Origin of the sequence: Grimontia sp. SpTr1 (assembly GCF_947387585.1) — a bacterium.
In the GTDB taxonomy this organism is placed as follows: domain Bacteria; phylum Pseudomonadota; class Gammaproteobacteria; order Enterobacterales; family Vibrionaceae; genus Enterovibrio; species Enterovibrio indicus.
The window spans coordinates 45911-69432 of sequence record NZ_CANDOD010000006.1 but is presented as its reverse complement, the minus strand read 5'-3'; the positions used below and the strand labels follow the sequence as shown (position 1 = coordinate 69432).

General features: G+C 46.4%; 18 protein-coding genes, 1 tRNA gene and 1 pseudogene. 9 read left to right on the top strand and 11 right to left on the bottom strand.

The genetic code is table 11. The features are described from left to right. Positions 1-257 precede the first annotated feature (257 nt). Positions 258-1493, top strand: coding sequence for a site-specific integrase (locus QL223_RS10945; protein ID WP_281544759.1), 1236 nt, complete (start codon positions 258-260; stop codon positions 1491-1493). 40 nt (positions 1494-1533) lie between these two features. On the opposite strand, the gene QL223_RS10940 is transcribed toward QL223_RS10945, so the two are convergent. Next, positions 1534-2613, bottom strand: a complete 1080-nt coding sequence (locus tag QL223_RS10940; protein ID WP_281544758.1) for a hypothetical protein — start codon at positions 2611-2613, stop codon at positions 1534-1536. Continuing rightward, the gene (locus QL223_RS10935) at positions 2610-4277 is read right to left on the bottom strand and encodes an AAA family ATPase (protein ID WP_281544757.1); all 1668 of its coding nucleotides are present in this window, start codon (positions 4275-4277) and stop codon (positions 2610-2612) included. Before QL223_RS10935 ends, QL223_RS10940 begins: the two co-directional genes overlap by 4 nt. Before the next feature lie 529 nt (positions 4278-4806). Between QL223_RS10935 and QL223_RS10930 the strand changes: the two genes are divergently transcribed. The 3 genes from QL223_RS10930 to QL223_RS10920 all read left to right on the top strand — a co-directional run bounded on the left by QL223_RS10930 (position 4807) and on the right by QL223_RS10920 (position 7868). After that, positions 4807-5742 carry a hypothetical protein gene (locus QL223_RS10930; protein ID WP_281544756.1) on the top strand — a complete coding sequence of 312 codons (936 nt, stop codon included), beginning with the start codon at positions 4807-4809 and terminating at the stop codon, positions 5740-5742. A gap of 87 nt (positions 5743-5829) precedes the next feature. Beyond that, complete coding sequence (locus QL223_RS10925; RefSeq protein WP_281544755.1) at positions 5830-6072, top strand: helix-turn-helix domain-containing protein; 243 nt, start codon at positions 5830-5832, stop codon at positions 6070-6072. A 257-nt stretch (positions 6073-6329) separates the two neighbouring features. Then, positions 6330-7868, top strand: coding sequence for a replication endonuclease (locus tag QL223_RS10920; protein WP_281544754.1), 1539 nt, complete (start codon positions 6330-6332; stop codon positions 7866-7868). Positions 7869-7917: 49 nt separating this feature from the next. On the opposite strand, the gene QL223_RS10915 is transcribed toward QL223_RS10920, so the two are convergent. The 7 genes and pseudogenes from QL223_RS10915 to rpsU all read right to left on the bottom strand — a co-directional run bounded on the left by QL223_RS10915 (position 7918) and on the right by rpsU (position 15628). Continuing rightward, on the bottom strand, positions 7918-9651 hold the full coding sequence (locus tag QL223_RS10915; protein WP_281544753.1) for an ATP-binding protein: 1734 nt from the start codon (positions 9649-9651) through the stop codon (positions 7918-7920). 13 nt (positions 9652-9664) lie between these two features. Beyond that, positions 9665-10672 carry an SIR2 family protein gene (locus tag QL223_RS10910; protein ID WP_281544752.1) on the bottom strand — a complete coding sequence of 336 codons (1008 nt, stop codon included), beginning with the start codon at positions 10670-10672 and terminating at the stop codon, positions 9665-9667. Positions 10673-10908: 236 nt separating this feature from the next. Continuing rightward, positions 10909-10984, bottom strand: a tRNA-Ile gene (locus QL223_RS10905). Between the two features lie 153 nt (positions 10985-11137). Beyond that, a pseudogene (gene rpoD, locus QL223_RS10900) lies at positions 11138-13003 on the bottom strand (RNA polymerase sigma factor RpoD); the annotation flags it as partial. A 63-nt stretch (positions 13004-13066) separates the two neighbouring features. Then, entirely contained in the window at positions 13067-14821 is a 1755-nt protein-coding gene (gene dnaG, locus QL223_RS10895; protein WP_002537658.1) for a DNA primase, read from the bottom strand. Between the two features lie 123 nt (positions 14822-14944). Continuing rightward, a complete protein-coding gene (locus QL223_RS10890; RefSeq protein WP_002537657.1) occupies positions 14945-15388 on the bottom strand; it encodes a GatB/YqeY domain-containing protein in 444 nt (147 codons plus the stop codon). 24 nt (positions 15389-15412) lie between these two features. After that, complete coding sequence (gene rpsU, locus QL223_RS10885) at positions 15413-15628, bottom strand: 30S ribosomal protein S21 (protein WP_002537656.1); 216 nt, start codon at positions 15626-15628, stop codon at positions 15413-15415. A gap of 208 nt (positions 15629-15836) precedes the next feature. Here rpsU and tsaD point away from each other — a divergent pair, with 208 nt between their 5' ends. Beyond that, positions 15837-16856, top strand: coding sequence for a tRNA (adenosine(37)-N6)-threonylcarbamoyltransferase complex transferase subunit TsaD (gene tsaD, locus QL223_RS10880; RefSeq protein WP_002537654.1), 1020 nt, complete (start codon positions 15837-15839; stop codon positions 16854-16856). Between the two features lie 196 nt (positions 16857-17052). On the opposite strand, the gene plsY is transcribed toward tsaD, so the two are convergent. Then, positions 17053-17685, bottom strand: a complete 633-nt coding sequence (plsY, locus tag QL223_RS10875; RefSeq protein WP_281544751.1) for a glycerol-3-phosphate 1-O-acyltransferase PlsY — start codon at positions 17683-17685, stop codon at positions 17053-17055. A 194-nt stretch (positions 17686-17879) separates the two neighbouring features. On the opposite strand from plsY, the gene folB reads away from it, so the two are divergent. Genes folB through QL223_RS10860 form a run of 3 tightly spaced genes read left to right on the top strand, consistent with a single transcriptional unit; the run spans position 17880 to position 19547 of the window. Next, positions 17880-18239: a bifunctional dihydroneopterin aldolase/7,8-dihydroneopterin epimerase gene (gene folB / locus QL223_RS10870; RefSeq protein WP_039849772.1), complete on the top strand. Its 360-nt coding sequence runs from the start codon at positions 17880-17882 to the stop codon at positions 18237-18239. Further along, on the top strand, positions 18236-18721 hold the full coding sequence (gene folK, locus QL223_RS10865) for a 2-amino-4-hydroxy-6-hydroxymethyldihydropteridine diphosphokinase (RefSeq protein WP_046304100.1): 486 nt from the start codon (positions 18236-18238) through the stop codon (positions 18719-18721). Before folB ends, folK begins: the two co-directional genes overlap by 4 nt. Positions 18722-18743: 22 nt before the next feature. After that, positions 18744-19547 (top strand): undecaprenyl-diphosphate phosphatase, encoded by an 804-nt coding sequence (locus QL223_RS10860; protein WP_002537649.1) that lies wholly within the window; start codon positions 18744-18746, stop codon positions 19545-19547. Positions 19548-19697: 150 nt separating this feature from the next. On the opposite strand, the gene QL223_RS10855 is transcribed toward QL223_RS10860, so the two are convergent. Next, complete coding sequence (locus tag QL223_RS10855; protein WP_281544750.1) at positions 19698-20936, bottom strand: multifunctional CCA addition/repair protein; 1239 nt, start codon at positions 20934-20936, stop codon at positions 19698-19700. A 205-nt stretch (positions 20937-21141) separates the two neighbouring features. Here QL223_RS10855 and QL223_RS10850 point away from each other — a divergent pair, with 205 nt between their 5' ends. Further along, positions 21142-23421 carry an AAA family ATPase gene (locus tag QL223_RS10850; RefSeq protein WP_281544749.1) on the top strand — a complete coding sequence of 760 codons (2280 nt, stop codon included), beginning with the start codon at positions 21142-21144 and terminating at the stop codon, positions 23419-23421. Positions 23422-23522: the final 101 nt, after the last annotated feature.

The following is a 23522-nucleotide window of genomic DNA, read 5'->3' as shown; positions in this document are numbered from 1 at the left end:
CATGCTGAACACTATGTATAAGGCTTAATGAAAAGTGAGAGATTTTGAACTGGAGACCAATCGATTATGAGGGGGATTTTTCGTTATTTTTCAATGAACGGGAATGAACAAAAATGAACAAATAAAGCCATTAAAATCAGTGTTATATCGTAATTATCTTTGTTTTCTCTTGTTCATCGAAAACCATAGGAATATGATTAATCTGCTACATATGTGCTACACAGGGAGTTAGGTAAGGTGCAGGGAAGCAGATAAACATGCCTATCAAAAAGAAGATTACGACCACCAGTATTAAGCAACTCAAGATAGAAGATAAGCGGATCAATGATACCGAAATTCTCGGCTTTCATGCGCGTATTTCATCCGCTGGTCGCATCGTTTACTACCTGTTCTATCGTTTTGATGGCAAACAGGTGAACTACAAGCTTGGAAACGCAACAGACATCACTCCCGCCCAAGCGCGAGACCTTGCCAAAGAGAAAGCGGGGCAAGTGGCTAAGGGCAATGACGTACATGAAGAGAAAAAGCAGGTACGCCAAGAAACCCAACGCCGGAAACATCTAAAGCTCCCCGTTTACCTTGATGAACGTTATCTGCCGTTTTTGATAACGCGAAACCCCAAAACGGCCAACCGCATCGTTAACCACATAAAAAGCCGCTTCGCCTTTCTGATGGATAAAGAGCTGGATCAAATCACTCCTTGGGAGATTGAAAAGTGGCGCAGTGAGCAAAGACAAAAAGGGCGAACACCTTCAACCATCAATCACAGTGTGAACTCACTGAAAGGCGCTCTATCTAGGGCGGTTGAATGGGGGCTGATTGACTCCCACGAACTGAGCAAAGTGAAAACCATCAAAGCCGACAACATTCGCGTCCGTTATCTCAATGAAAGCGAAGAAAAACGGTTACGCCACGCTATCAAACTGCGTGACATGAATGCTCGTGCTGCCCGTCGTTCAGCCAACGAACACAGAGAAATTCGAGGTTATGAGCAATTTCCAAGTTTGGATGATGTCACCTTCGTTGATTATGTTGAGCCGCTGATTCTCCTTGCCATGAATACAGGCTTACGGCGTGGTGAGCTATTGAGTCTTGCTTGGTCAGATATTTACTTTACTGAGCGTTACCTGCAAGTGCGTGGTGGTAATGCCAAGTCAAAGCAAGGCCGAACCATTCCACTAAATAATGAAGCGTACAACGCGCTCTTTAACTGGCGAGAGCAAAACCAGAAAGCGACCTATGTGTTTGAAGGAAAGATGGGCGCACCGCTGACCGAGGTGAAAAAGCCGTGGGGCATGGTGATGAAGATGGCAGAGATTGAAGAGTTCAACTTTCATGACCTCCGCCACCACTTCGCAAGTAAGCTGGTGATGGCGGGGGTAGATTTGAACACAGTCCGAGAGCTTCTCGGGCATGCCGACCTTAAGATGACGCTAAGATATGCGCACTTAGCGCCAGAGCACAAGGCTGCGGCTGTTAGCTTGATTGGCTAACACTAATGTTAGACCTCAATAGTTTGCCAACTTTGGCGGCTTAATCTTCAAGAAGTGGTATGGTTAGAGCTAGAAAGTCTAGGCTTAATTTTGACTTGCTTACATCCAATATTTTTGACCTACATCTAGGTATATGCTGTTCGTTGATACCACATAAGTGTTCCATTATTTCATCCAATCCCCTATCTTGATAGTAGATTATAGTATCGAGTATATCATTAATGTGTTTTTTCTTATGTCGATAGCGGTTTTCAAGCTCTAGATCTTGGGCAGTTTTATCTTGAGGCCTATCTGAGGTTCTCTTAATGTTTAATTTAATAGTTTCTAAATCGGATTTACTTGAGTTAAGAGATGTTGCTATTTCTGCATCATCGAACTCGAAAACATAGTGCTGGTCAAATGAATGTAAATATGGATTTATATGAGTTGAAATAATAAAATCTTTAGTTGATCGAAATCTAGAATTACACGTTCCACAACAAGGTATTAAGTTGAAGAATGATAGCGCTAGAAAGGGATACTTTGACTTTAGATAGAAATGATCTAGATCAAAAAGCAGCTTTCCGTCTGAATTACAATGTTTATTTTCATCTGTTGGTATTTCTTTAGATATTATCTCTAGTTCTGAATCATTACAATAGAAGCATTGTTTACCCTCAAGCTGAAGGCTTTTATAGAAATGTATACACTTAGCACTACTTCTGAAAGTGGTATAGTTGAAAACTCTATTAATTAGAATGTCTCCAAACTCTGTTGATTTTAAAATACCATTATTTATAGTAAATAGATCGGATTCCTCTAATATTTCATAGGCTTCATCAATAAAGTTAACAAGTTCATTGGGTTTGGATTTTATTATCGATTCTAGTTTTTCTGAATTATTCTCTGAGAGATATTCTAAATATTTCAACTCACGTTGGTTCTGTTGAGTATCTTCTAGAACACTATTTTCTCTGTTTTTATATTCTTCCAATAGCTTTTGTAATCTGCTTTGGATTGAGTGAACACTTAGCTCGTTATCACCCTTCCTTGGGTTAAGAATATTCCAGAATTCATCAGCCTTACTTTCTAAATATAAATCTGGATTTAACGTTCTAATGCTATCTGAGAACTTAATCATCTAACTAGCATCCTTTTTAATTGATTTCTTAAAAGCTTATCTCCTATGATGTCAACTAGATTTTTAATTTCATTGATTTCGTTTTCTGATATCTTTTCTTTAGACAGAGTATTTATAGCATTACTTATATGCTCATGAGCTAGTGAACCATACCTCTTTTTATTCAAAAAGAATGCTTCATTATATAAGTCGTATATGTTTGCACCAAATGTCCTAAATTTTTCATTTTCATTTTCATTGTCATATATAACCTCACCCTTCTTTAATATTATTACGTTTTCTCGCGGAAGGTCAGTAAGTAAAAATGGAGAGTGTGAAGTTAAAATTATTTGTAGCTTGGAGTTGTAAAACTTTGGCAGGAGGGTATTCATGTTCTTTAGAAAGTCAATCTGCCAAGCTGGATGAAGATATAGATCACCTTCATCTATACAAATTAGAGTGTCATTTCTTGTACCGCTCAGTTTTTCATTTAGAACAGCAAAGAGAGTAAGATAAGCTCTAGAGCCCGAGCTTATTCCTGACCAATTTAACCTTATATACCTGCTCCCTTGAAATATGACACTTAGTAATTTGGCAAGTTTTATTGTTTCTTCATTAAAAGTCATCTCGTAGGATGAAATATTTGGATTTTTATACTCAGACTCAATTTGAGCTATATTTAATGTTTCTATTTTACTTAGAATGAACTCTACTGCTTCTATTTTGTTCTTGTGCTCTGTAAACTCATCTTTTTGAATTAAATGTGGTGTTATACTCTTCATCCATTCAAATTTAATTGTTTCAAGCACTTCACTTGTCGCTCTTTTTAAGTAGCTATCAGTTGGCTCTTTTTCTTCTGGCTTTAGTTTTTCTCTAAGAGAGTAGTGAATATCACCATTAAATCCAAATAGGTCATTACTTACTCTCTGCACTAACTCAATTAGCTCAATTAATAATATTGTTCTTAGTGAGCATGTGAATTTATTCTCAATGTTAACTATGTCATTTATTCTTTTTCTTATACTTCTAGCCATTTCGCTATGAATGTTATGCGAATTTATTGCGCGTTTAAATTGATGAGAAATATCAATAATGATTTTTTTTGGTATTTCTATCTCAACTTCATTTCTTATAGTCTCTCCATGTTTTTCGATGAGATTAATTTGTGTTGAGAAAAGGTCTGAGTTTCTGTTTATTCTCCTGCTATATCCGTATCCGTTATTAGCACTAGCATGAATGACATCACCACTAAAATCATATTTTCTATTATCATATATGTTTGAAAAGAAGATTGTGTTTAAACCTTTTATCCTTCCGTTATCATTGGAGTGCTGAAATTTAAAATTTGCTGTTATTTTTTCCGCTTCAGTTTCATTAGTATGAATTATGAAATTTTCATTATCTTTTATAACGGCCAAAAATCTAGAATTCATTTTCTTTCGGGAGCCTTGAAGAATTGTGCATATGAGCTCAAGGCAATTGCTTTTACCTGTTCCGTTTTTACCTACAATTGCAGTAACCTCTGTAATTCTTTTGTGGAATAATCCATCAATGACTTTTTCATTTTTGATCTTGGTTACTTTTTTTTTGTTTGGGTCATACGAAAAATTAAATTTACTAGATAATGACAAAGATAGATCATCAAAGCCTCTGTATTTTTCTGTCCATATGTAGCAAAGATTCATTATTTTATTCTCTATTTTTTTGATTTTAGTATTTTATAGTCTGAATGTTTGTTTTTCTATACTTTTTGGTGATTTGCGTCCAATTTTTATTTTGCCTCAGTCGATATGAGTGGGAAGTGGAACTTCTGAGGGAGGAGTTTTCAGAATTGCAAATAAAATTATGATAAACCGTTGTATTTTTGGGTTTTGGATTCCTCTGTTTTTTATTGTCGTAGCTATTAGAGGTTTTGTAACGTAAACAAAATACGAGCCAGATCGCTTGCCAGAAAGTTACCTTGCTTTTAAATATGCCTTAACCTAACCCATAGTGATGTTGGCTTGGAAGCTGACCTCTTTACCGAACCAACAAGGGGATTTAGCCGACCCACTTCGGTTAGATAAACCTTTAGGCTACCTCTTTTGGTCAAAAACAATCGTTCGGCTTCTTAACCGACGAAGCCGCATAAACACTAGGCTTCTAACCGAAACGGGTAACCTAAAGGTTCGGTTTGTTTGGTTAGCAAACCTAAAGGCCGGGAATAAGGCAAGGATGCAAAAAAGACGTTTCTACCGTATCGATGAATTCACCGATACTACTTCCCCAACAAAGGGCGACCTGCTAAATGCAGTTGATGAAGGAAAACTTACCTACTGCGCATTGATTGATGAAAAAACAATGGGCGCGTTGTTAGGCGATAACAAACCTATTAGGTCTACACTCGGTCAACTGTTCGGTTATAAAGGCTTGGTTGGGCTGACTTTGAGGGACTCTCAAGCCCTTAATCTCTCTGAATCATTGTCCGTAAGTAGCTGTTTGGTCTTGGAGCCTGAAAAGGTAGTTGACCCACGCCGCTTTGATAATGACTTTCCAAAAGCGAGAGTGCGTCTATTTGAGAAGGTTCGGCCTCATGAGCCTATTTCAGCAAAACCATTTTGGGCGTATCCCAGCATTGGGGAAAAAGGGGCTTGGAGTGATAGCTACCTAGAGATGGCGCGGGAGTTTAACAAAAATGGTAGTTTTGACCTTGAGGCGGCGCAGAAAGCATTCTTCTCACCTGACAAAGAACTAGAAGCAAAGGCAATTGTTATTGGTCAAAGGCAACTGATGGTTGATTCAAAAGCCATCATAAACATGCAAAATGAAACTAAACGTCTAGAGACAGAAAGCAAAACATCCAAACTGAAAGAAAACGTACTGCCATCGATAAACAAATACCCATTGAACGAAATCGTCGATCGGATCTTTGATGCTTATCCGAATGCACAAAGTGACCAAATTTGGGCTTTGCTATCAGAAGAGGTGAGTTCCGATTCTGATGAGAGGGTATTCGATGTGGATTTTGCCATAGATGAAGTGGACGATGATGAACGAATCATTTACCACGTTCGGCGGGTAAGCTCGCAAGACCCTGAAACTACATCGTATGAACCGTTTAAAAACCTTGTTTCCAGAAGAAGGAAAAGAAGGAATACCGCCTCATCATAGCTGGCGTAATACCTATCATCATACTTACCGTCATACCTGACATTTCGCATTTACGGTATCTCTTAAATTTCAACCAGAGATATCGAAATGCATTTAGAAAACAACAAGAAACGCGCATACACAGAGCAAGAAACTTCCGCCTATATCGGCATGAGCCGTTCCTTTCTGCGTCAATCACGTATGGAAGGCCACCGCCAGAACCGCACCGAAGCGCCGCCTTTTATTAAAATCGGTCGCGCCGTCCGTTACCTGAAAGAAGACCTCGACCAATGGCTTGATAGCCACCGCAAGCAAACTCACCTTGTCTGTGATGGAGGTGATCATGCTTAACGCCAAGAAGCCTAAGTTAAACAAACACCTTCGAGACGTTATCGGAGCGCTTCAAAAAGGGCATTGGTTCGAGTTGTGCAATTCAAGTAAGCCATGTATCGAAGGCCGCTACGCTTGCTCTGAGGGTTTCGGTATTCGAGTGATGCACCGGACGATTCTCAAACTTCAACGGGAAGGGATTCTGACTAAAAGACAGGTTCAATACTACGGAATCTCTTGGCTTCGCTACGAACTTACTGATGCAGGGAGGGCGTTAGATGTTAGCCATTCCTGAAAGCGAACTGGCGAAAATTGATTGGGATGACAGGGCTTTCGTAAAAGAGCGCCTTTCCTTATTGCCCGCCAAAGCACAAAAGATTCTATTCGCTCGTTACAAGACAATCTCAAACAAGCAGGTTAGAAATACAGACCTTCGTGAATTGGTTGATGGCCTAACGGCAAAGCTTACCGTTTCCCCTGAAACGCTTAGTCTCAGCATGTCAGAAGATGAACTTCGAGAAGAGGCCGAAAATCTGGTTGATGCTGTGTTGTCCATTCATCGAGCCATGATGGGTAACGAGCAAGAAACGCTTTCTTCACTGACCGCACTTTGCCGAAGCTATGGAATCACTCCGCCAGAAGAGAAAAAATACACTCTCGAAGGGCGTCTAAAGCGTATGTCGGATAAGTCTTGGTGGCTGCGTAAACTTCGCAGGGCGTTGCGAGCGAACATAGAAACCACCATGCGCCATCTTGGGGAAGTGAATCGCTGTAAAGCTATCTATTGCTCAGATGAAACGCTCACCGCCAGGGCAGCGCAAAAATTCCATCAAACGGAATATCTTTCAAATACCGTTATGACCAATCAACACGGTCAAAGCTTTAGCCTGTTGGAGCTTTCACAAAAGGGCGTATCAGACCCGAAAATCCGCAAAACCGAGTTGATGGTTCGTGCGCGTGGCTTTGAAGAGCTCGCCAACGAGCTAGGCCATGTTGCCACCTTCCTCACTATTACTTGCCCATCAAAGTATCACCGAAGCTATGCAGCGACGGGTGATGATAACCCTAAATGGCAAGGCTACACGCCAGCAGAAGCCCAAACCTATTTGAACGAGAATTGGAAACTGGTTCGTGCCAAGTTGCAGCGAGAAGACGTGCGTTTCTATGGTTTTCGCGTCGTAGAACCACAACATGACGGCACGCCGCATTGGCACTTATTGCTGTTTGTTGAGCCTCGCCACTATGACACCTTGATAAACATTATGCGTGAGTACGCGATGCGTGAAGATGGCGACGAGAACGGCGCAGATAAGCACCGTTTCACCGAAGTGAAGATAGACCCTAATAAGGGCTCAGCAACGGGTTATATCGCTAAATACATCTCTAAAAACATTGATGGTGAGAACCTTGAAGCAGGTGTTTACGGTGAAGACCCAAAATGCGCAGCGGCGAGGGTGGATGCATGGGCGGCTTGTTGGAGCATTCGCCAGTTCCAGCAACTTGGCGGCTGTTCGGTGACTGTTTGGCGCGAATTGCGTCGTTTAAAGGCCATGATGGGTGAAAGCAAGTTGGTGACAGAAATCCATGAGGCCGCGGATAAAGGCTGTTGGAAAACGTTCACCGACTTAATGGGCGGTGTGTTCTGTAAACGCACTGAACAGGCTATCGCGCCGCATTATGAGTTAGCCGTTGATACGGCAACAGGCGTTGTGAAAACCTCGATGTATAGCGAAGAGGAGCTTTTGAAGGTACTGAAAGGCATCTCAACGGGTGGCAAAACCATTATCACCCGAACCAATGAATGGCATCTGTCCTAGGGACAGATGCGCTTTTACTTGGAGTTCTGTGAATAACTGTATTTTAGGTCTATTTGTTTATACTTTGCTTACGCCAGTTACTCACAGCACTAGAAACTCTAGTGGCTGTTGTGTCGGCTTGCCATTCATCCCAAAAATCGACTGTACCGCTGTTTGGCTTATGAGTTGGCTCATCTATTCTTATCCTGCTAGGCAACAGACTAGCATCTCCAACAACCAAGGCCTCACCAGTATCTAAGGTCGGCAAAATATCGCTAAATCCTCCGAGGCTATCTGGGAGAAGCTTCTTAATAACGGACTGGTCATCAGCATTGGTAAGCCTCATCGCAACAAAATTGCTGCATTGGCTTATCATGGTTTTGTTCACCTCCGAAGGCCTTTGACTAATCACCACAAGGCTGACTCCATACTTTCGGCCTTCTTTGGCTATTCTTTCAAAAATATCTATGGAGATGTCGTCAGCCGCACCGGCTACGTTCTTCTGTGGCATATAAAGGTGGGCCTCATCGCATAGAAGAGCAATGGGGTGTCTCTGTTCGCTCAATGTCCATTGCTGCAAAGAGAACACAAGGCGAGCCACCATTGAGATTATGAGGGGAAGAATATCAGAGGGCACTTCAGAGAAGTCGATGACCTTAATGCCATTGCCTTCGTTCTCGTTACCACACCCTGTAAGTGAATTTGCTAGTTCGTCTAGCCATTCCATTTGTAGGGTATCGCCACTACCTTGGAATAAGAAACCTAGTCGTCTGTCTGTTACTTTATTTTCCAGTCTAGCGATCAATCTAGCCAGCTTGCCATAAAACTCACCCTGCTTGAGCTTCCCTCCACTACCAGGAACCATTTCAGCATTGATATCGTTCAGTGCAGCAAGTAGATCTGTAATGTCAAAAGGGACTGGGCTATCTACGGTAAAGCTATCCAGCACTTCGGAGCATTCATTAGACTCTAGCAATTTTCTTTTTGCTGAGTTTATTTCACGTGACATGATCATTGCTTGGTTAGGCGCATTTTGATCAGAACGATCAACAAATAGAGAAACTAGAGCTTCATAGGATAGAAGCCAGTAAGGAAGGTAAACCACACCATCATGAATTGTTTTTTTTGCTTCTATGTCGCTTGGGCCTGCAACTTTAAAGTGCTTGATTCTTTGCTGTTCTAATGGTGAATACTCACCGTGTAGATCAAACACGATGGCGTTTGAATAAGGCAAATTCGCCATCTGCTCAATGATTTTTGCAGTAGTCCAAGATTTTCCAGAACCCGTGCTGCCACCAATGAACGCATGTCTTTGGAAGAACTTATTACCATTCAAATAAGCTATTGCATTGTCATCTAGAGCATATTTCCCAAGAGTCAGTGAGTTGCCATCAGCAGAAGCTTTTGATACAACTCTCATGAAATTGGTAAGTTCCTCACCTTCTAAAGCGAAACAGTTCGCATCTATTTCAGGTACGCTTTCCAGAGTTCTCCTGAATACATCACTATTTCTTCCGTCTCGGTCTAATAGGGTTCCAATGAGAGCAATTTTGCAAAGGTTTTGCTCGTTTATCGCTTCTTCTGACTCATTAGAATCATCTAGTTCAAATAGTTTTTTTCGTGTCACTTGTGATATTAGGCCGATTAAATGTTGTCCGGGCTTAGCACTTTGCAATACCGCTAATCGGTTGACCTGTAGTCTTTTGAGTAGTGAAGCATCTGCAACCTCAACGATTACAGTCATAGTATCAACGGAGGCTACTTTACCGAGCGCTTGCTCGTCTTTGTAATTGAACAATGGCATGTCATTTGACTCTCTACATAACTAAATTTAGATACCCAGACAAGCTCCAATAATCACCGTCTACCGTCATTGGAGAATCTAGCTCTGAGCTATAAATGATTGATTGTTCGTCACTGACACCGCGCTCTATAGCAATAAAATTCTTAACTTCGCCTGAAAGAAGAAACTTTCTGGATGCTGGACTTAGCTCCCAAGTGATAAGGGTAATAGCCGCGTCATGTCTTTTGCAGCGCTCGATGAGCTTTTCCTGAATATGTATGTCGTTGAAGCCAAAGCCTACGCATAGATAAGAATTGTTCTTTCGTATGGCAGCATCAGCGAGTTGGATGATGCTACGAAATGGTTCTTTGTAGGTAAGCGAATACTTCTCTATTCCGGGTGTGACGATTTGAGGTTGATGATTGGGAGGTATCTCATCAATTTGGTTTAGCCCGATAACATCACCAAGAGGCGATGAGAACCAATCCAAACTACCATGCACTTTCAGGATATTTACTATTCTCGTGGTTTTAACAGCGTCAGGTGGTGCTTGGAGCCGCCTGTAACCATGAGTGAATCCTGTGTAGTGGTGGAAACCCGCTTGTTCAGCGGCATATTCGGCAAGTCTGTCGTAGTTGGTTGTTACAATATCTATCTGATTGATAGCGCTTCGAAATAAGCCGCTGATTAGTTTTGATAGTGGGAAGAAATCATTTTGGGTGAGGGAATTATAAAAGACCTGTTTGTCTTCAGGGTTTAAAAGTTCCCAAGTTCGCACTACAACCTGCTTTGTAAGGTTCTCTGAAAGCCGAACTTCATGTAGGGCTGACTCTAAATCTTTGCCAGACATTAGAGCTGATTTAAAAGCTTCCCATGCTTTTAGCTCACTCTCATCATCCGCTTGTATTGAACTGACTAAGTGTGTAGCGAGAGCACCCATCCCTGATAGTTTAAATGCAGCTGATGCGCCGCTGCCCAAAACTATAGCCGGATGCATTTGAAAGTATTTTTGAGCTTGTTTGTAAAAGTCGAAATCAGCCACTCGATAAACCTTGTATGACAACTTCTGCATATCATATCTGAATGATATGAGATTTTAGTCATATTGTTGATTGATTCTGAGGGTCTATCGACAAATCTATTAAAACTGAAAGCGGGTTTAGTTGGAGTAAACGAAGACTTTAGGAAAAGTAGGGCAAAAATCTGCTACATATATGCTACACAGAAGCTGAAAAGTAAAAGGCCTGAGTGGTTACTAACCTCTCAGGCCTTTAAATTTGGTGGCCCCTCGCAGACTTGAACTGCGGACCAATCGATTATGAGTCGACTGCTCTAACCACTGAGCTAAGGGGCCGTATAGGGGGTTGATTATAAGGGGTGGGAGCAGGGGTGTCTAGACGCAACCACACCCTATTCAGTATGCTTTTTAGCCACTTAGTTCAAATCGCAGAAATGAAAAAGGCGAGCAGTGCTCGCCTTTCCAATATTGCTTTAAATGCGTCTTGGATTATTCGTCCAGGAAGCTGCGCAGAACTTCTGAGCGGCTTGGGTGACGCAGTTTACGCAGTGCTTTCGCTTCAATCTGACGGATACGCTCACGCGTTACGTCAAACTGTTTGCCCACTTCTTCCAGCGTGTGGTCGGTATTCATGTCGATACCGAAACGCATACGCAGAACTTTTGCCTCACGTGGTGTCAGGCCAGCCAATACCTCGCTGGTTGCCATCTTGAGGTTGTTCATGGTCGCGGAATCCATTGGCAGCTCGAGGGTGGTATCCTCGATAAAGTCGCCCAGATGTGAATCTTCATCGTCACCAATTGGGGTTTCCATGGAGATTGGCTCTTTGGCGATCTTCAGCACTTTGCGGATCTTGTCTTCTGGCATTTGCATGCGCTCTGCCAATTCTTCTGGCAGCGGCTCACGACCCATCTCCTGAAGCATCTGACGTGAGATACGGTTCAGTTTGTTGATGGTTTCAATCATGTGAACAGGGATACGGATAGTACGTGCCTGGTCTGCGATTGAACGGGTGATTGCCTGACGGATCCACCATGTTGCGTAAGTCGAGAACTTGTAACCACGACGGTATTCGAACTTGTCTACTGCTTTCATCAGGCCGATGTTACCTTCCTGAATCAGATCCAGGAATTGCAGGCCACGGTTGGTGTATTTCTTGGCGATAGAAATAACCAGACGCAAGTTCGCTTCAACCATTTCTTTCTTCGCACGGCGTGCTTTCGCTTCACCGATTGACATGCGACGGCTGATGTCTTTAACGCGCTCTACAGAAAGGCCGGTTTCGTCTTCAACGATTTTCAGCTTCTGTACGCAACGACGAAGATCTTCTTCGTACTGCTTCAGGCGATCGACGTATGGCTTTTCTGAAGCCAGTGCTTCATCCAGCCAGCTGTCTGATGATTCGTTGCCGCTGAACAGTTGTACAAAGGTTTTCTTCGGCATTTTCGCTTGGTCTACACACAGGCGCATCACGATGCGTTCTTGTGTGCGTACGCGATCCATTGTGTCGCGCATTTCGTTAACCAGGCGGTCGAATTGTTTTGGTACCAGACGGAATTGCTTGAACACTTCTGACAGCTCGGCGATTGCGCCTGCAGTGTCTTCGTGGAAGCGGCCGTTTTTCTGGATTGACAGCTGCATGCCTTCGTAAGCCAGACGCAAGTCGTTAAACTTTTCGCGTGCTAGCTCTGGGTCGATGCCAGTGTCTTCTTCTTCCTCGTCATCATCATCGTCGTCGCCGTCATCGTCCTCATCTTCCAGTTGCTCTTCGGTGAGCTCTGAACCGATGTGGGTGGCGGTAGGTGCGATGTCTTCCTGGTTCGGGTCTACGAAGCCAGAAATGATGTCTGTCAGGCGAAGCTCTTCTGCTTCTACTTTGTCAAACTGATCGAGCAGTGATGAGATGGAGCCAGGGTATTCGGCAACCGATACCTGTACTTGGTTAATACCATCTTCGATGCGTTTGGCGATGTCGATTTCGCCTTCGCGGGTAAGCAGTTCTACTGTACCCATTTCACGCATGTACATGCGCACTGGGTCAGTTGTACGACCTATTTCAGATTCAACGCTAGAAAGTGCTGCTGCTGCTGCTTCGACGGCATCTTCGTCCGCGACAGTTTCAGACATCATCAGCTCATCGGCATCTGGCGCTGTTTCCACCACCTGAATGCCCATGTCGTTGATCATCTGAATGATGTCTTCTATCTGATCAGAATCGACAATGTCTTCCGGTAGGTGGTCATTTACTTCTGCATAGGTTAGATAGCCTTGTTCCTTACCTTTTGCGACAAGCAACTTTAGCTGTGACTGCGGATTTTGATCCATAGACGATATCCAACTTCGGGTCTGAGTGAAGAATTTAGTATGCGGAAACGCAAACTGCCAATTTTAGCAAAATACAAGTATGCTGGCTAGTTTCTAGTCGGGCCGGTTGAGGATTAACAACTGCAACTCCCGCTTCTCTTCGACTGATAAGCCGACGGTATTCGATTTAGCTTGCAACTTGGCTATTTGTTGTTTGACACACTGATCCAGAATTTTGTCCAGTGAGTCTAAAAATACATCTAATACATTGTTTTCGTTGATAGGTAGTTCCCAACTTGCCAATTTGGCTAACAATGCTTCTTGTTCTGTGCCGCGCCAATGTTCCAGCAGCTGTCCTGTCGTAATATTGGGACGGGATCGGCAAAGTTCAAGCATGGTGGTGAATAAATTTAAGCCGGGGATCCCGAGCTCTTCCACACCATCAAGTGGCGGTACGTTTTCTACAAACCCTGGGTTCTGCAATAACAGGGTTATCACTTCGCGCATCGGCGTGCGTTTCATCTCCGGCAAAGGTTGACGTTTTTGCGTCTGACCCTGTCGGCTGATGAGCTTTTCGAGTTGTTGCTCATCAGGTAGACCTAGCTTCTGGCCCAAAATGTTACGTAGGTAGAGACGAAGTGTGCCGCCCGGCACTTTATCAATCAGTGGCACCGCCAAAGTGGTGAGCTTGGCTTTACCTTCCTGACTGCTGGTGTCGACCTGTTCCATCAAGGTGTTAAACAGAAATTCTGACAGTGACATGGCACCCGCAAGGCGCTGTTCAAAGCCTTCTTTGCCTTCCTGTCGAACCATGGAATCCGGGTCTTCACCGTCTGGCAGGAACATGAATTTGAGCTGGCGACCATCTACCAAATGGGGGAGTGCCTGCTCCATCGCACGCCATGCGGCGTCACGTCCTGCGCGGTCACCGTCGTAGCAGCAAATCACGTTGGAGGTCTGGCGGAACATGGTTTGCATATGTTCTGCGGTGGTAGCTGTACCCAGTGATGCAACGGCATAATCAATGCCAAATTGTCCTAGGGCGACCACGTCCATGTAACCTTCAACAACGAGTAATTGCTTGGGCTCGCGGTGTGCCTGTAGCACTTCGTACAGGCCATACAACTCACGTCCTTTGTGGAATATCGGGGTTTCCGGTGAGTTGAGGTATTTCGGTGTGCCATCGCCAATCACGCGGCCACCAAAACCGATAACACGTCCACGACGGTCACGAATAGGGAACATCACACGGCCACGGAAGCGGTCGTAACGGCGTCCGTTGTCGTTTTCGATCAGCATACCGGTTGATACCAGTGCCTGCTGGCTGGTGTTGTCACGGCCAAAGCGTGAACGCACCTGATCCCATTCGTCAGCGACGTAGCCAATCCCAAACTTCTGTACGATTTCACCGGAAAGGCCACGGCCTTTAAGGTAATCAATCGCTATTTTACCCGCTTCATTACGCAGCCCACCCTGATAGAACTGGGCGATTTGGCCCATCATCTGGTAGAGGTCGCGTTTCTGATCGCTACGTGCATAAGGCCCTTTTGGGGCTCCACCGCCGGATTGTTCTCTTGGTACATCTAGACCGAGCGAAGACGCTAGTTCTTCGATGGCTTCGACAAATTCAAGGCGATCGAACTCCATGACGAAGTCGATGGCATTGCCGTGCGCACCACAACCAAAACAATGATAGAACTGTTTCTCTTGGCTGACGGAGAAAGACGGGGTTTTTTCGTTATGGAAAGGACAGCAGGCACCGTAGTTTTTGCCTTGCTTTTTAAGTTTCACCCGCGCGTCTATTAGCTCGACAATATCGAGTCGTGCTAGCAGATCATCAATGAATGAGCGTGGGATCTTTCCTGCCATAAACCTTTATGCATTCGGTGAATAAGAGAAGAGGGTACTCTCAGTATTTGCTACTGAGCGAATACGAACAAGCCGCGCACTCCAAAAATGGATAGCACGGCTTGTTTGCAGGTCGGATAAAAGTTAAGCCAGATTAGCTTTAACCAATTGGCTGATTTTACCCATGTCAGCTCGGCCCTGAACCAAAGGTTTCAGAACGGCCATGACTTTACCCATGTCTTGCATGGAGCCTGCTCCAGAAGTTGCGATGGCTTCTTTCACCAGAGCATCAACTTCTTCGTCGCTGAGTGGCTTTGGCATGAACTCTTCCAGAACGGAAATTTCTGCCAGTTCCACATCAGCCAGGTCATCACGGCCTGCTGACTGATATTGCGAAACAGAATCACGACGCTGCTTAACCATTTTGGTCATCACTGCCAGCACTTCGTCTTCGTTCAGAGTTTTCTGACCGTCAACTTCTTGCTGTTTAATTGCAGCCATGATCAAACGGATAGTGCCAAGACGAGGTTTGTCTTTGGCTTTCATCGCCGTTTTTTGTTCGTCTTTCAGACGTTCAATCAATTCCATCTCGCAATCCTGTATTAATCGTAATTAGTACAGGCGAACGCGACGTGCGTTTTCGCGAGCCAGCTTTTTCAGGTGGCGTTTAACTGCAGCTGCTTTAGCGCGTTTGCGAACGGTAGTCGGCTTTTCGAAGTGCTCACGACGGCGAACTTCAGAAAGGATACCTGCTTTTTCACAAGAGCGCTTGAAGCGACGCAGTGCTACGTCGAATGGTTCGTTTTCACGTACTTTAACTACTGGCATGTGCCTTTCACCTCAGGGGTTAGTCAGTTATCGCTGGAGACAGATTGACCAGCTTTGATTAAAAATGGTGCGGAATTCTAATCCGATACTAGGGTGCTTGTAAAGCATAACTGGTGAATTTGATGCCGCCCATGTAAGATTGCCGCCTGATTTAGAAACCAGCAGATCGAAAGCGGATCGATCTGTGATCCAAGTGAGCTGAGGTGTTATGCGAATTCTGGGCATCGAGACGTCGTGCGATGAGACCGGCGTGGCTATTTATGATGATGAAAAAGGTCTGTTAGCGCACCAGTTATACAGCCAGGTAAAACTGCATGCTGATTACGGCGGTGTGGTGCCTGAACTGGCTTCTCGCGATCATGTTAAGAAGACGATTCCGCTGGTTAAAGCTGCGCTGAAAGAAGCGGGCCTGACGCCGAAAGACTTGGATGGCGTGGCTTATACGGCAGGCCCGGGGCTGGTGGGTGCGCTTTTGGTCGGCGCGACGATTGGCCGAAGTCTGGCTTATGCGTGGGACATTCCTGCGGTGGCAGTTCATCATATGGAAGGTCACTTGCTAGCGCCGATGCTGGAAGATAACCCTCCTCCGTTCCCGTTTATTGCGCTGCTGGTCTCTGGCGGTCACTCGATGATCGTTGAAGTAAAAGGTATCGGTGAATACCAGATCCTTGGTGAATCGATTGATGATGCTGCCGGTGAAGCGTTCGACAAAACCGCGAAGCTGATGAACCTGGATTACCCAGGCGGCCCTCTGCTTTCTAAACTGGCAGAAAAGGGCGACAGCAGCCGCTTTACTTTCCCACGTCCAATGACCAATGTACCGGGTCTGGATATGAGCTTCTCTGGCCTGAAAACCTTCACTGCCAATACCATTGCTGCCAATGACAATGACGACCAAACCCGCGCTGATATCGCCCGTGCGTTTGAAGATGCTGTCGTAGATACCTTGGTGATCAAGTGTAAGCGTGCGTTAAAGCAGTGCGGTATGAAGCGTGTGGTGATTGCTGGCGGCGTGAGTGCTAACCGTCATCTGCGCGCCAAGCTTGAAGAGCTGGCGAACAATATCGGTGGTGAAGTTTACTACCCACGCACTGAGTTCTGTACCGACAACGGTGCCATGATTGCTTACGCTGGCATGCAGCGCCTGAAAAACGGCGAGCACAATGATTTGGGCGTGAAAGCTTTCCCACGCTGGCCGATTGATACGCTTAAGCCGATTGAAGGGTAAGAGTGAAGAACAGGTCCTAGGAAAAGAAAGGTCCTAGATCCTAGGAAGAGCAAAAGCAGAGCTCATAGAACAGAAAAAGCGGCAACTGAATTTCAGTGCCGCTTTTTGTTTTTTTCTAAAGAAGGTAAGACTGCTTTCAGTATTCAGTATTCAGTATTCATTGCTCTAGTACCTAGGATCCTAGGACCCTAGGACCTCAAATCTCTTTCCCTTCCTGCTCTTCACTCTCTGTCAGCTTCTTCTTTTTGTTCCAGATCTTCTGCTCTTCGCCACGGATGAGACGTTTAATGTTTTCCTGATGGCGGAAAATGATAAGACAGGAGAGCATGGCGACAGGCATGGTGAACTGGGGTTTGACCATCCACGTAAAGAGTGGGGCAAACAAAGACGCGAGAAGTGCGCCGACAGAAGAATAGCCCGTGACTAAAACGGCAGCTATCCATGTCCCTAACATCATGCCGGTGAGATCTAAGCCTATAGGTGCAATGGCACCGAGTGCAGTTGCGACCCCTTTACCGCCACGAAAATGAAAGAAGATGGGGTAGATGTGGCCGAGGCAGGCAGCGATACCAATCAGGCCAAGCATGAAAGGATTGACGCCCAACAGGTAGCTTACCCAGACAGGAATAGTGCCTTTGAGCATGTCGCACAGCAGCACGAGTGCCGCAGCGAGCCGACCACCTAAGCGGAATACATTGGTCGCACCTGGATTACCTGAGCCTTGTTCTCGTGGGTCTGGCAGGCCATAGAGACGACAGATCAATACTGCGCTGGATATGGAACCCAGTAAATATGCAAGTACGATCATCAATAGGCCAAAAGCAGTCATTCAGTCATCCAGTTTGAACATTCGCTAGGGCGGCGAGAACTTGGTATAGTTCGCGCACCAGACACAAAGTATCCAATTTTTTAAGGATATTGTGTAGATATAATGAGCGCTCAGGCTATTTTTGCCATGGCGCTGGTTGAGCCGATGTTACGTGCTTTTGCGCATAATGGGTATCCGACCTCTGATATTTTTGAGTGAACATGGATTTAGTATTTATTGAGCAGCTTGAAGTCGTGACCACTATCGGCGTCTACGACTGGGAACAACAAATCAAACAGAAGCTGGTGTTTGATATTGAAATGGCACACGACAATAAACCTGCGGCAGATAGCGATGATGTGGCTTACGCACTGGACTATGCCTCAGTGAGTGGTGCGATTATCGATTTGGTCGAAAACGGCCGTTTTCTCCTTGTGGAACGCGTTGCTGAAGAAATTGCGGCGCTGATCCAGTCCCAATTCTCTGTGCCTTGGGTTCGCGTAAAAGTGAGCAAGCCAGGTGCTGTGCCTCAGGCCCGCACCGTGGGTGTGGTGATTGAGCGAGGCGCCAAGTGACTCAGGTTCTCGTGAGCGTCGGCTCGAACATTGAGCGCGAGCATCATATCTCTGAAGGTATTGCTGCACTCAGGGAACTCGACCCTCAATGTCGTTGCTCCCGCATTTTTGAAGCTGTTCCCGTCGGCTTCGAAGGTCCTAATTTTTATAACCTTGTCGTTGAACTTCATACCGAACTGAGCCTCGAAGGCATTATGGCTGCATTGCGTGAGATTGAATCGCGCTGGGGGCGTGAGCGAGATGCTATCAAGTTCCGTGATCGCACGTTGGATATCGATTTGCTGACTTACGGTGAGTTGTCTCAGCCTTCTGGGCCAGCTTTGCCACGTAATGATGTCTACAAGTTTGCTTTTACCCTATGGCCATTGGCAGAGCTTTGCCCTGACCAGATCATTCCGGGTGATGACAAAACTTATCAAGAAGCGTGGGAGGCATTCTCTGAAGAACAACCCCTTTGGCCGGTGACCGATTTTTCCCTTTAATAACTATAAGTGACTTAAAACTATGAGCATGTTTGAAGCCTTTGCGCTGGCTTTAATTCAGGGTCTGACGGAGTTCCTCCCCGTCTCAAGCTCTGCGCATCTTATTCTTCCGTCAGAAATTCTAGGTTGGCAGGATCAGGGCTTAGCCTTTGATGTTGCTGTTCACGTGGGTACCTTGCTTGCTGTTGTGGGCTACTTCCGAAAGGAAGTAACGCAATTGCTGGGCGCATTCTTCCGCTCCATCTTCAAAGGCGAGCGTTCTTCTGATGCCACGCTGGCATGGATGATTGCACTGGCGACGATTCCGGCCTGTCTGTTTGGCCTTTTCATGAAAGATATCATCGAAATTTATCTGCGTTCAGCGTGGGTGATTGCGGTGACCTGTATTGTTTTCGGCCTGCTGCTTTGGTGGGTTGATGTGAAAGCCAAATGCGAGTTTGACGAATACAAAACCACGCCGAAAATGGCGCTGTGGATTGGTATTGCACAGGCGCTGGCGATGATCCCGGGTACTTCCCGTTCTGGCGCGACCATGACCATGGCCCTTTACCTGGGTTACACCCGTGAAGCTGCGGCGCGTTTTTCTTTCCTGATGTCGATTCCAATCATCGTACTGGCGGGTTCTTACCTTGGCCTTGGTCTGGTGAAAAGTGACGTACCTGTCATGTGGGCACCTATCATGACTGGTGTACTGGTTTCTTTCATCAGTGCGTATGCGTGTATCCACTGGTTCCTGAAACTCGTCACCAAGATGGGCATGAAGCCATTTGTGATTTACCGTGTGGCGCTGGGTCTTGGCCTAATGGCGTTCCTGGCGACGCGATAAGAGCTTGAGGGCTTGGAAAAGCAGATCCTAGGCCCTAGGAATAGCAAGAGCAGATCCTAGGAATAGAAAAAGCGGCAACTGCTAACAGTGCCGCTTTTTTACGTCTGAAGTTGGAGATACTGCCTTCTAGGACCCTAGGACCCTAGGACCCTAGGACCCTAGGACCCTATTCCCTTCCAGATACTTTTTCACCGCTTCAATTCGCTGCTTTGTCAGCTCTTCCCGTATTGCTGGGCCTTTAAAACCTGCAGCGACAATCGGTTTCACTTCCACAGCACTTGCTGCATCAAATGCGCCGGTCAGCCATTCAGACTGCGGATAATCACGCTCTTCAAAGCCTGTGCGGCCCTGATGATCAGCTTTGCTCGCCGTGGCGAGCTGAGGGATTTTCTCGGGCTTTCGCCAGCAGTCATTGCGGTCGAATATCTTGACGAAAGTGGCGGCTTTTAACTCGCCCGCGTTGTGCACATTGGTGTGCTCGGCGCAGACCAGAAGCGCGGCGTCGCGGTAGGCGTTCGGTACACGGATGCGCTCACACAGGGCTTTAATCGGTTTCAAACCGAGCTTGGTATGTAGCTTGTGGCTTGGCCACTCTTCCTGTGGTGTCAGCCCCTTGCCCAAATCATGAACTTGAGCAGCAAAGCGGATGACTGGGTCTTCCGTCAGCAGTGCAGCTTGTCTGGCGACCATTAGGGTGTGAATACCGGTGTCGATTTCCGGATGCCACTGTTCGGGCTGAGGTACGCCGAACAGGGCATCTATCTCAGGCAGCACGACAGTCAATGCGCCGCAGTCGCGCAGCACACTTAAGAACACTTCAGGATGCTGGGAAGTGAGTGACTTTTCCCATTCTTTCCAGACGCGCTCGGCGGTCAGGGCGTCAAGCTCGCCGCTTTCGACGATTTCCTGCATCATCGCGAGGGTTTCATCAGCCACGCGAAAACCAAGATGATGAAATCTTGCCGCAAAGCGTGCAACGCGCAGCACACGTAGCGGGTCTTCTACAAAAGCAGGGGAAACATGGCGAAGCAGGCGATCGTTGAGATCTTGCTGGCCACCGTAAGGGTCAATCAGAGATCCATCTTCGGCTTTCGCAATGGCATTGATGGTCAGATCACGTCGCTGCAGGTCTTCTTCCAGCGTGACATCAGGTGCGAAATCACAAACAAAACCCGTGTAGCCTTTACCTGATTTACGTTCTGTCCGCGCCAGTGCATGTTCTTCATGGGTTTTAGGGTGGAGGAAAACGGGGAAGTCCGAGCCCACTTGCTGGTAACCAGCGTTTAGCATGGAATCAATGTCTGTGCCGACCACGACCCAGTCCCGATCTTTGACTTCCAGACCGAGGAGTTCGTCGCGAACGGCACCGCCGACAAGGTAGGTTTTCACATTACTATCCGAAATCTAAGCAATAATGTGATCATCATATACTGAAACCATGGGTCTATGCAGGCGCGAACCGTGCGCAGAATACAGGGATGTGTGTAAAAGCTGCGAACCTGTCCCTGATTACACAGTCTGAAGCTGTGACTGGCTTTACTTCATCTTTAGGCCGCGCTACCTTGCGAGCCATTGAGGGAACAGAGAAATATTCATGTACCAAGACTTTTTCCGGTTAACCGAGTCGCCATTTGCGATCGTGCCTAATCCTAAATTTTACTTTTTGAGCGAAAGGCACAAAGAAGCGCTGAGTCATGTCTTGAATGGCATTGAGGATGGCGGTGGTTTGGCACTGTTAACCGGCGAGGTGGGGACGGGTAAAACCACCACCATGAAAGCCTTGTTGGATCGCATGCCTGAGAAAACGCAGGTTGCAACGATCCTGAATCCGAGTGTGTCTGTTCTCGAACTGCTTCAAACGCTTTGCGATGAGCTGGGCGTGGAATACAAAGAGGACGATAGCTTCAAACGCCTCTATGACGCCATATCCGATAAGCTGTTCAATAACGAATCCAAAGGCATCCAAACTGTGTTGCTGGTGGATGAAGCCCAGCATTTAATGCCTGATGTGTTGGAGCAGCTTCGTCTTCTGACCAATATCGAAACCTCTTACCGCAAGCTGTTAAAAGTGATTCTGATTGGTCAGCCTGAGCTGCAGCAAATGCTGCGTCAGTCCAATCTTCGTCAGCTTGCTCAGCGCATTACCGCGCGTTATCACCTGATGCCGCTCACGCCGGATGAAGTACATCAATACATCACGCACCGTATCAGCTGCGCGGGTGGTTTGGAGCCTTTGTTTGATGGGGCTGCTATTAAGCTGATTGCCAACGAGACGGGCGGTGTGCCGCGTCTGGTGAACCTGGTGTGTGATAAAGCGCTGAAGATGGCGTTTAAAGAATCGCGCCAGAAGGTCAATAAAGCCATCGCGGCGCGTGCTTGTCAGGACGTATTGGAATGGCAGGGCGTGGTACAAAGCAAGCCACAGACTGACTACAAACGTTATTGGCCTGTTTATGCAGGTGCGATCGGTGGTGCAGCCTTACTTGCTATCGCTATTCGGGTTGGACTTGGTGTTGGCAGCGAGGACGAAGCGATTGTGGTCGCCACAGAATCTCCTGCTCCTGTGGTTGTCACTCAGCCAGCTGCTGTTGAAGTGGTTGAACAACCAGCGCCTGTTGTTGTTTCCGAGCCAACACCTGTGGTGAAAGTCGAGGCTAACAAGCCGGTCCAGACTATTGTCACTTTGCCACTTAGCGAAGTGACTCGTGAGAGCCTGAGCGCAGGTTCATCGATGCAGTCCCTTTATAAGCTTTGGGGCTTTGATGCCGATGTGTTGGCGGCGGGCTGTTCATCAGAAGTACGTGGAGAGCTTGCCTGCTTTAAAGGAAACTTACCGCTTTCCCAATTGTTGACCATCGACCGCCCCGCAGTGCTTGAAATGAACGGCACTGGTGGCCAAAACTGGTTTGCGGTGCTGTATGGCAGAGGTGACGGTCAGTTTGAATTGCTGGCTGCGGACAAACGTCTGCTGGTGAGCGAAGAATTCCTGAACCAATACTGGAGCGGCGAAGCCTTGGTGCTTTGGCGTCCGCCATTGGGTAACCCTAACTTTATCCGCTTTGGTCAGCGTGGAGAGCGCGTTCAGTGGCTGGATCAGCGCCTGAATCTGGTGCTGGGCGAGAATGCGCCGGTATCTAATACCTTTGGTCAGGAGCAGCGCGTGAAAGTGCGTGAGTTCCAGCGCAGCAAAGGCTTGGATGCTGACGGTATCCCTGGTGCGATGACCTTTATGGTTCTGGACTCTGTGCTGCAAATGCCTGGGCCAACGCTGGTGGGCAGCATTGATGCTACACCGGGCGAAAAGCTGGCGCTTTCAGATGGCGAGATTGTGGTGATGCCAGATTCAGATGTCTTTGAACTCGCGCTTGAGCCTTTGCCGCAGCCTGTCATTGAGGCAGTTGTGGAAGAAGAGATTGCTCAGTCTGAGCCGTCAGAGCCTGAAGTGGTAGAAATCGGCAGCACAACCTTTACCGCGCCGAATCAGACACAACTGAAAGGGAATAACGAGCTAACACTGGAAGATTTGGACTTGTCTGAGCTTTCTCCTGAATTGGCACAGAAAGTCGAAGCCGCCATGGGCAGTGATAAGTCGCGTACCCTAGAAGCGAAATTGGACCGCGCTCAGCCAGAGAGTAATGTCGTGCCGATTGCTGAACTGAATTCTGCGCAATTGAATCGCTTACCTGCGATGGACTTTCAAACCCATATCTATACCTCTAATGAGAGTAACCGTTGGGTGAAGGTAAATGGAAAAGAAGCCCGTGAAGGTCAGTTCGTGGCAGATGGTGTGTTACTCCGAGGTATCGAGCCTCAGCAAGTGGTGGTGCAGTTTGAAGATGCGCTTATCGCCATTCCAGCGCTGACGACATGGTAATTCAAGAGTTCGCCTCTAGAGTTTTTTCCTAGGACCTAGGACCTAGGGCCTAGGGTCTGGGAAAAGCAGCAAGAGCCAAACGCTGTGACCTTTTGCGCTGA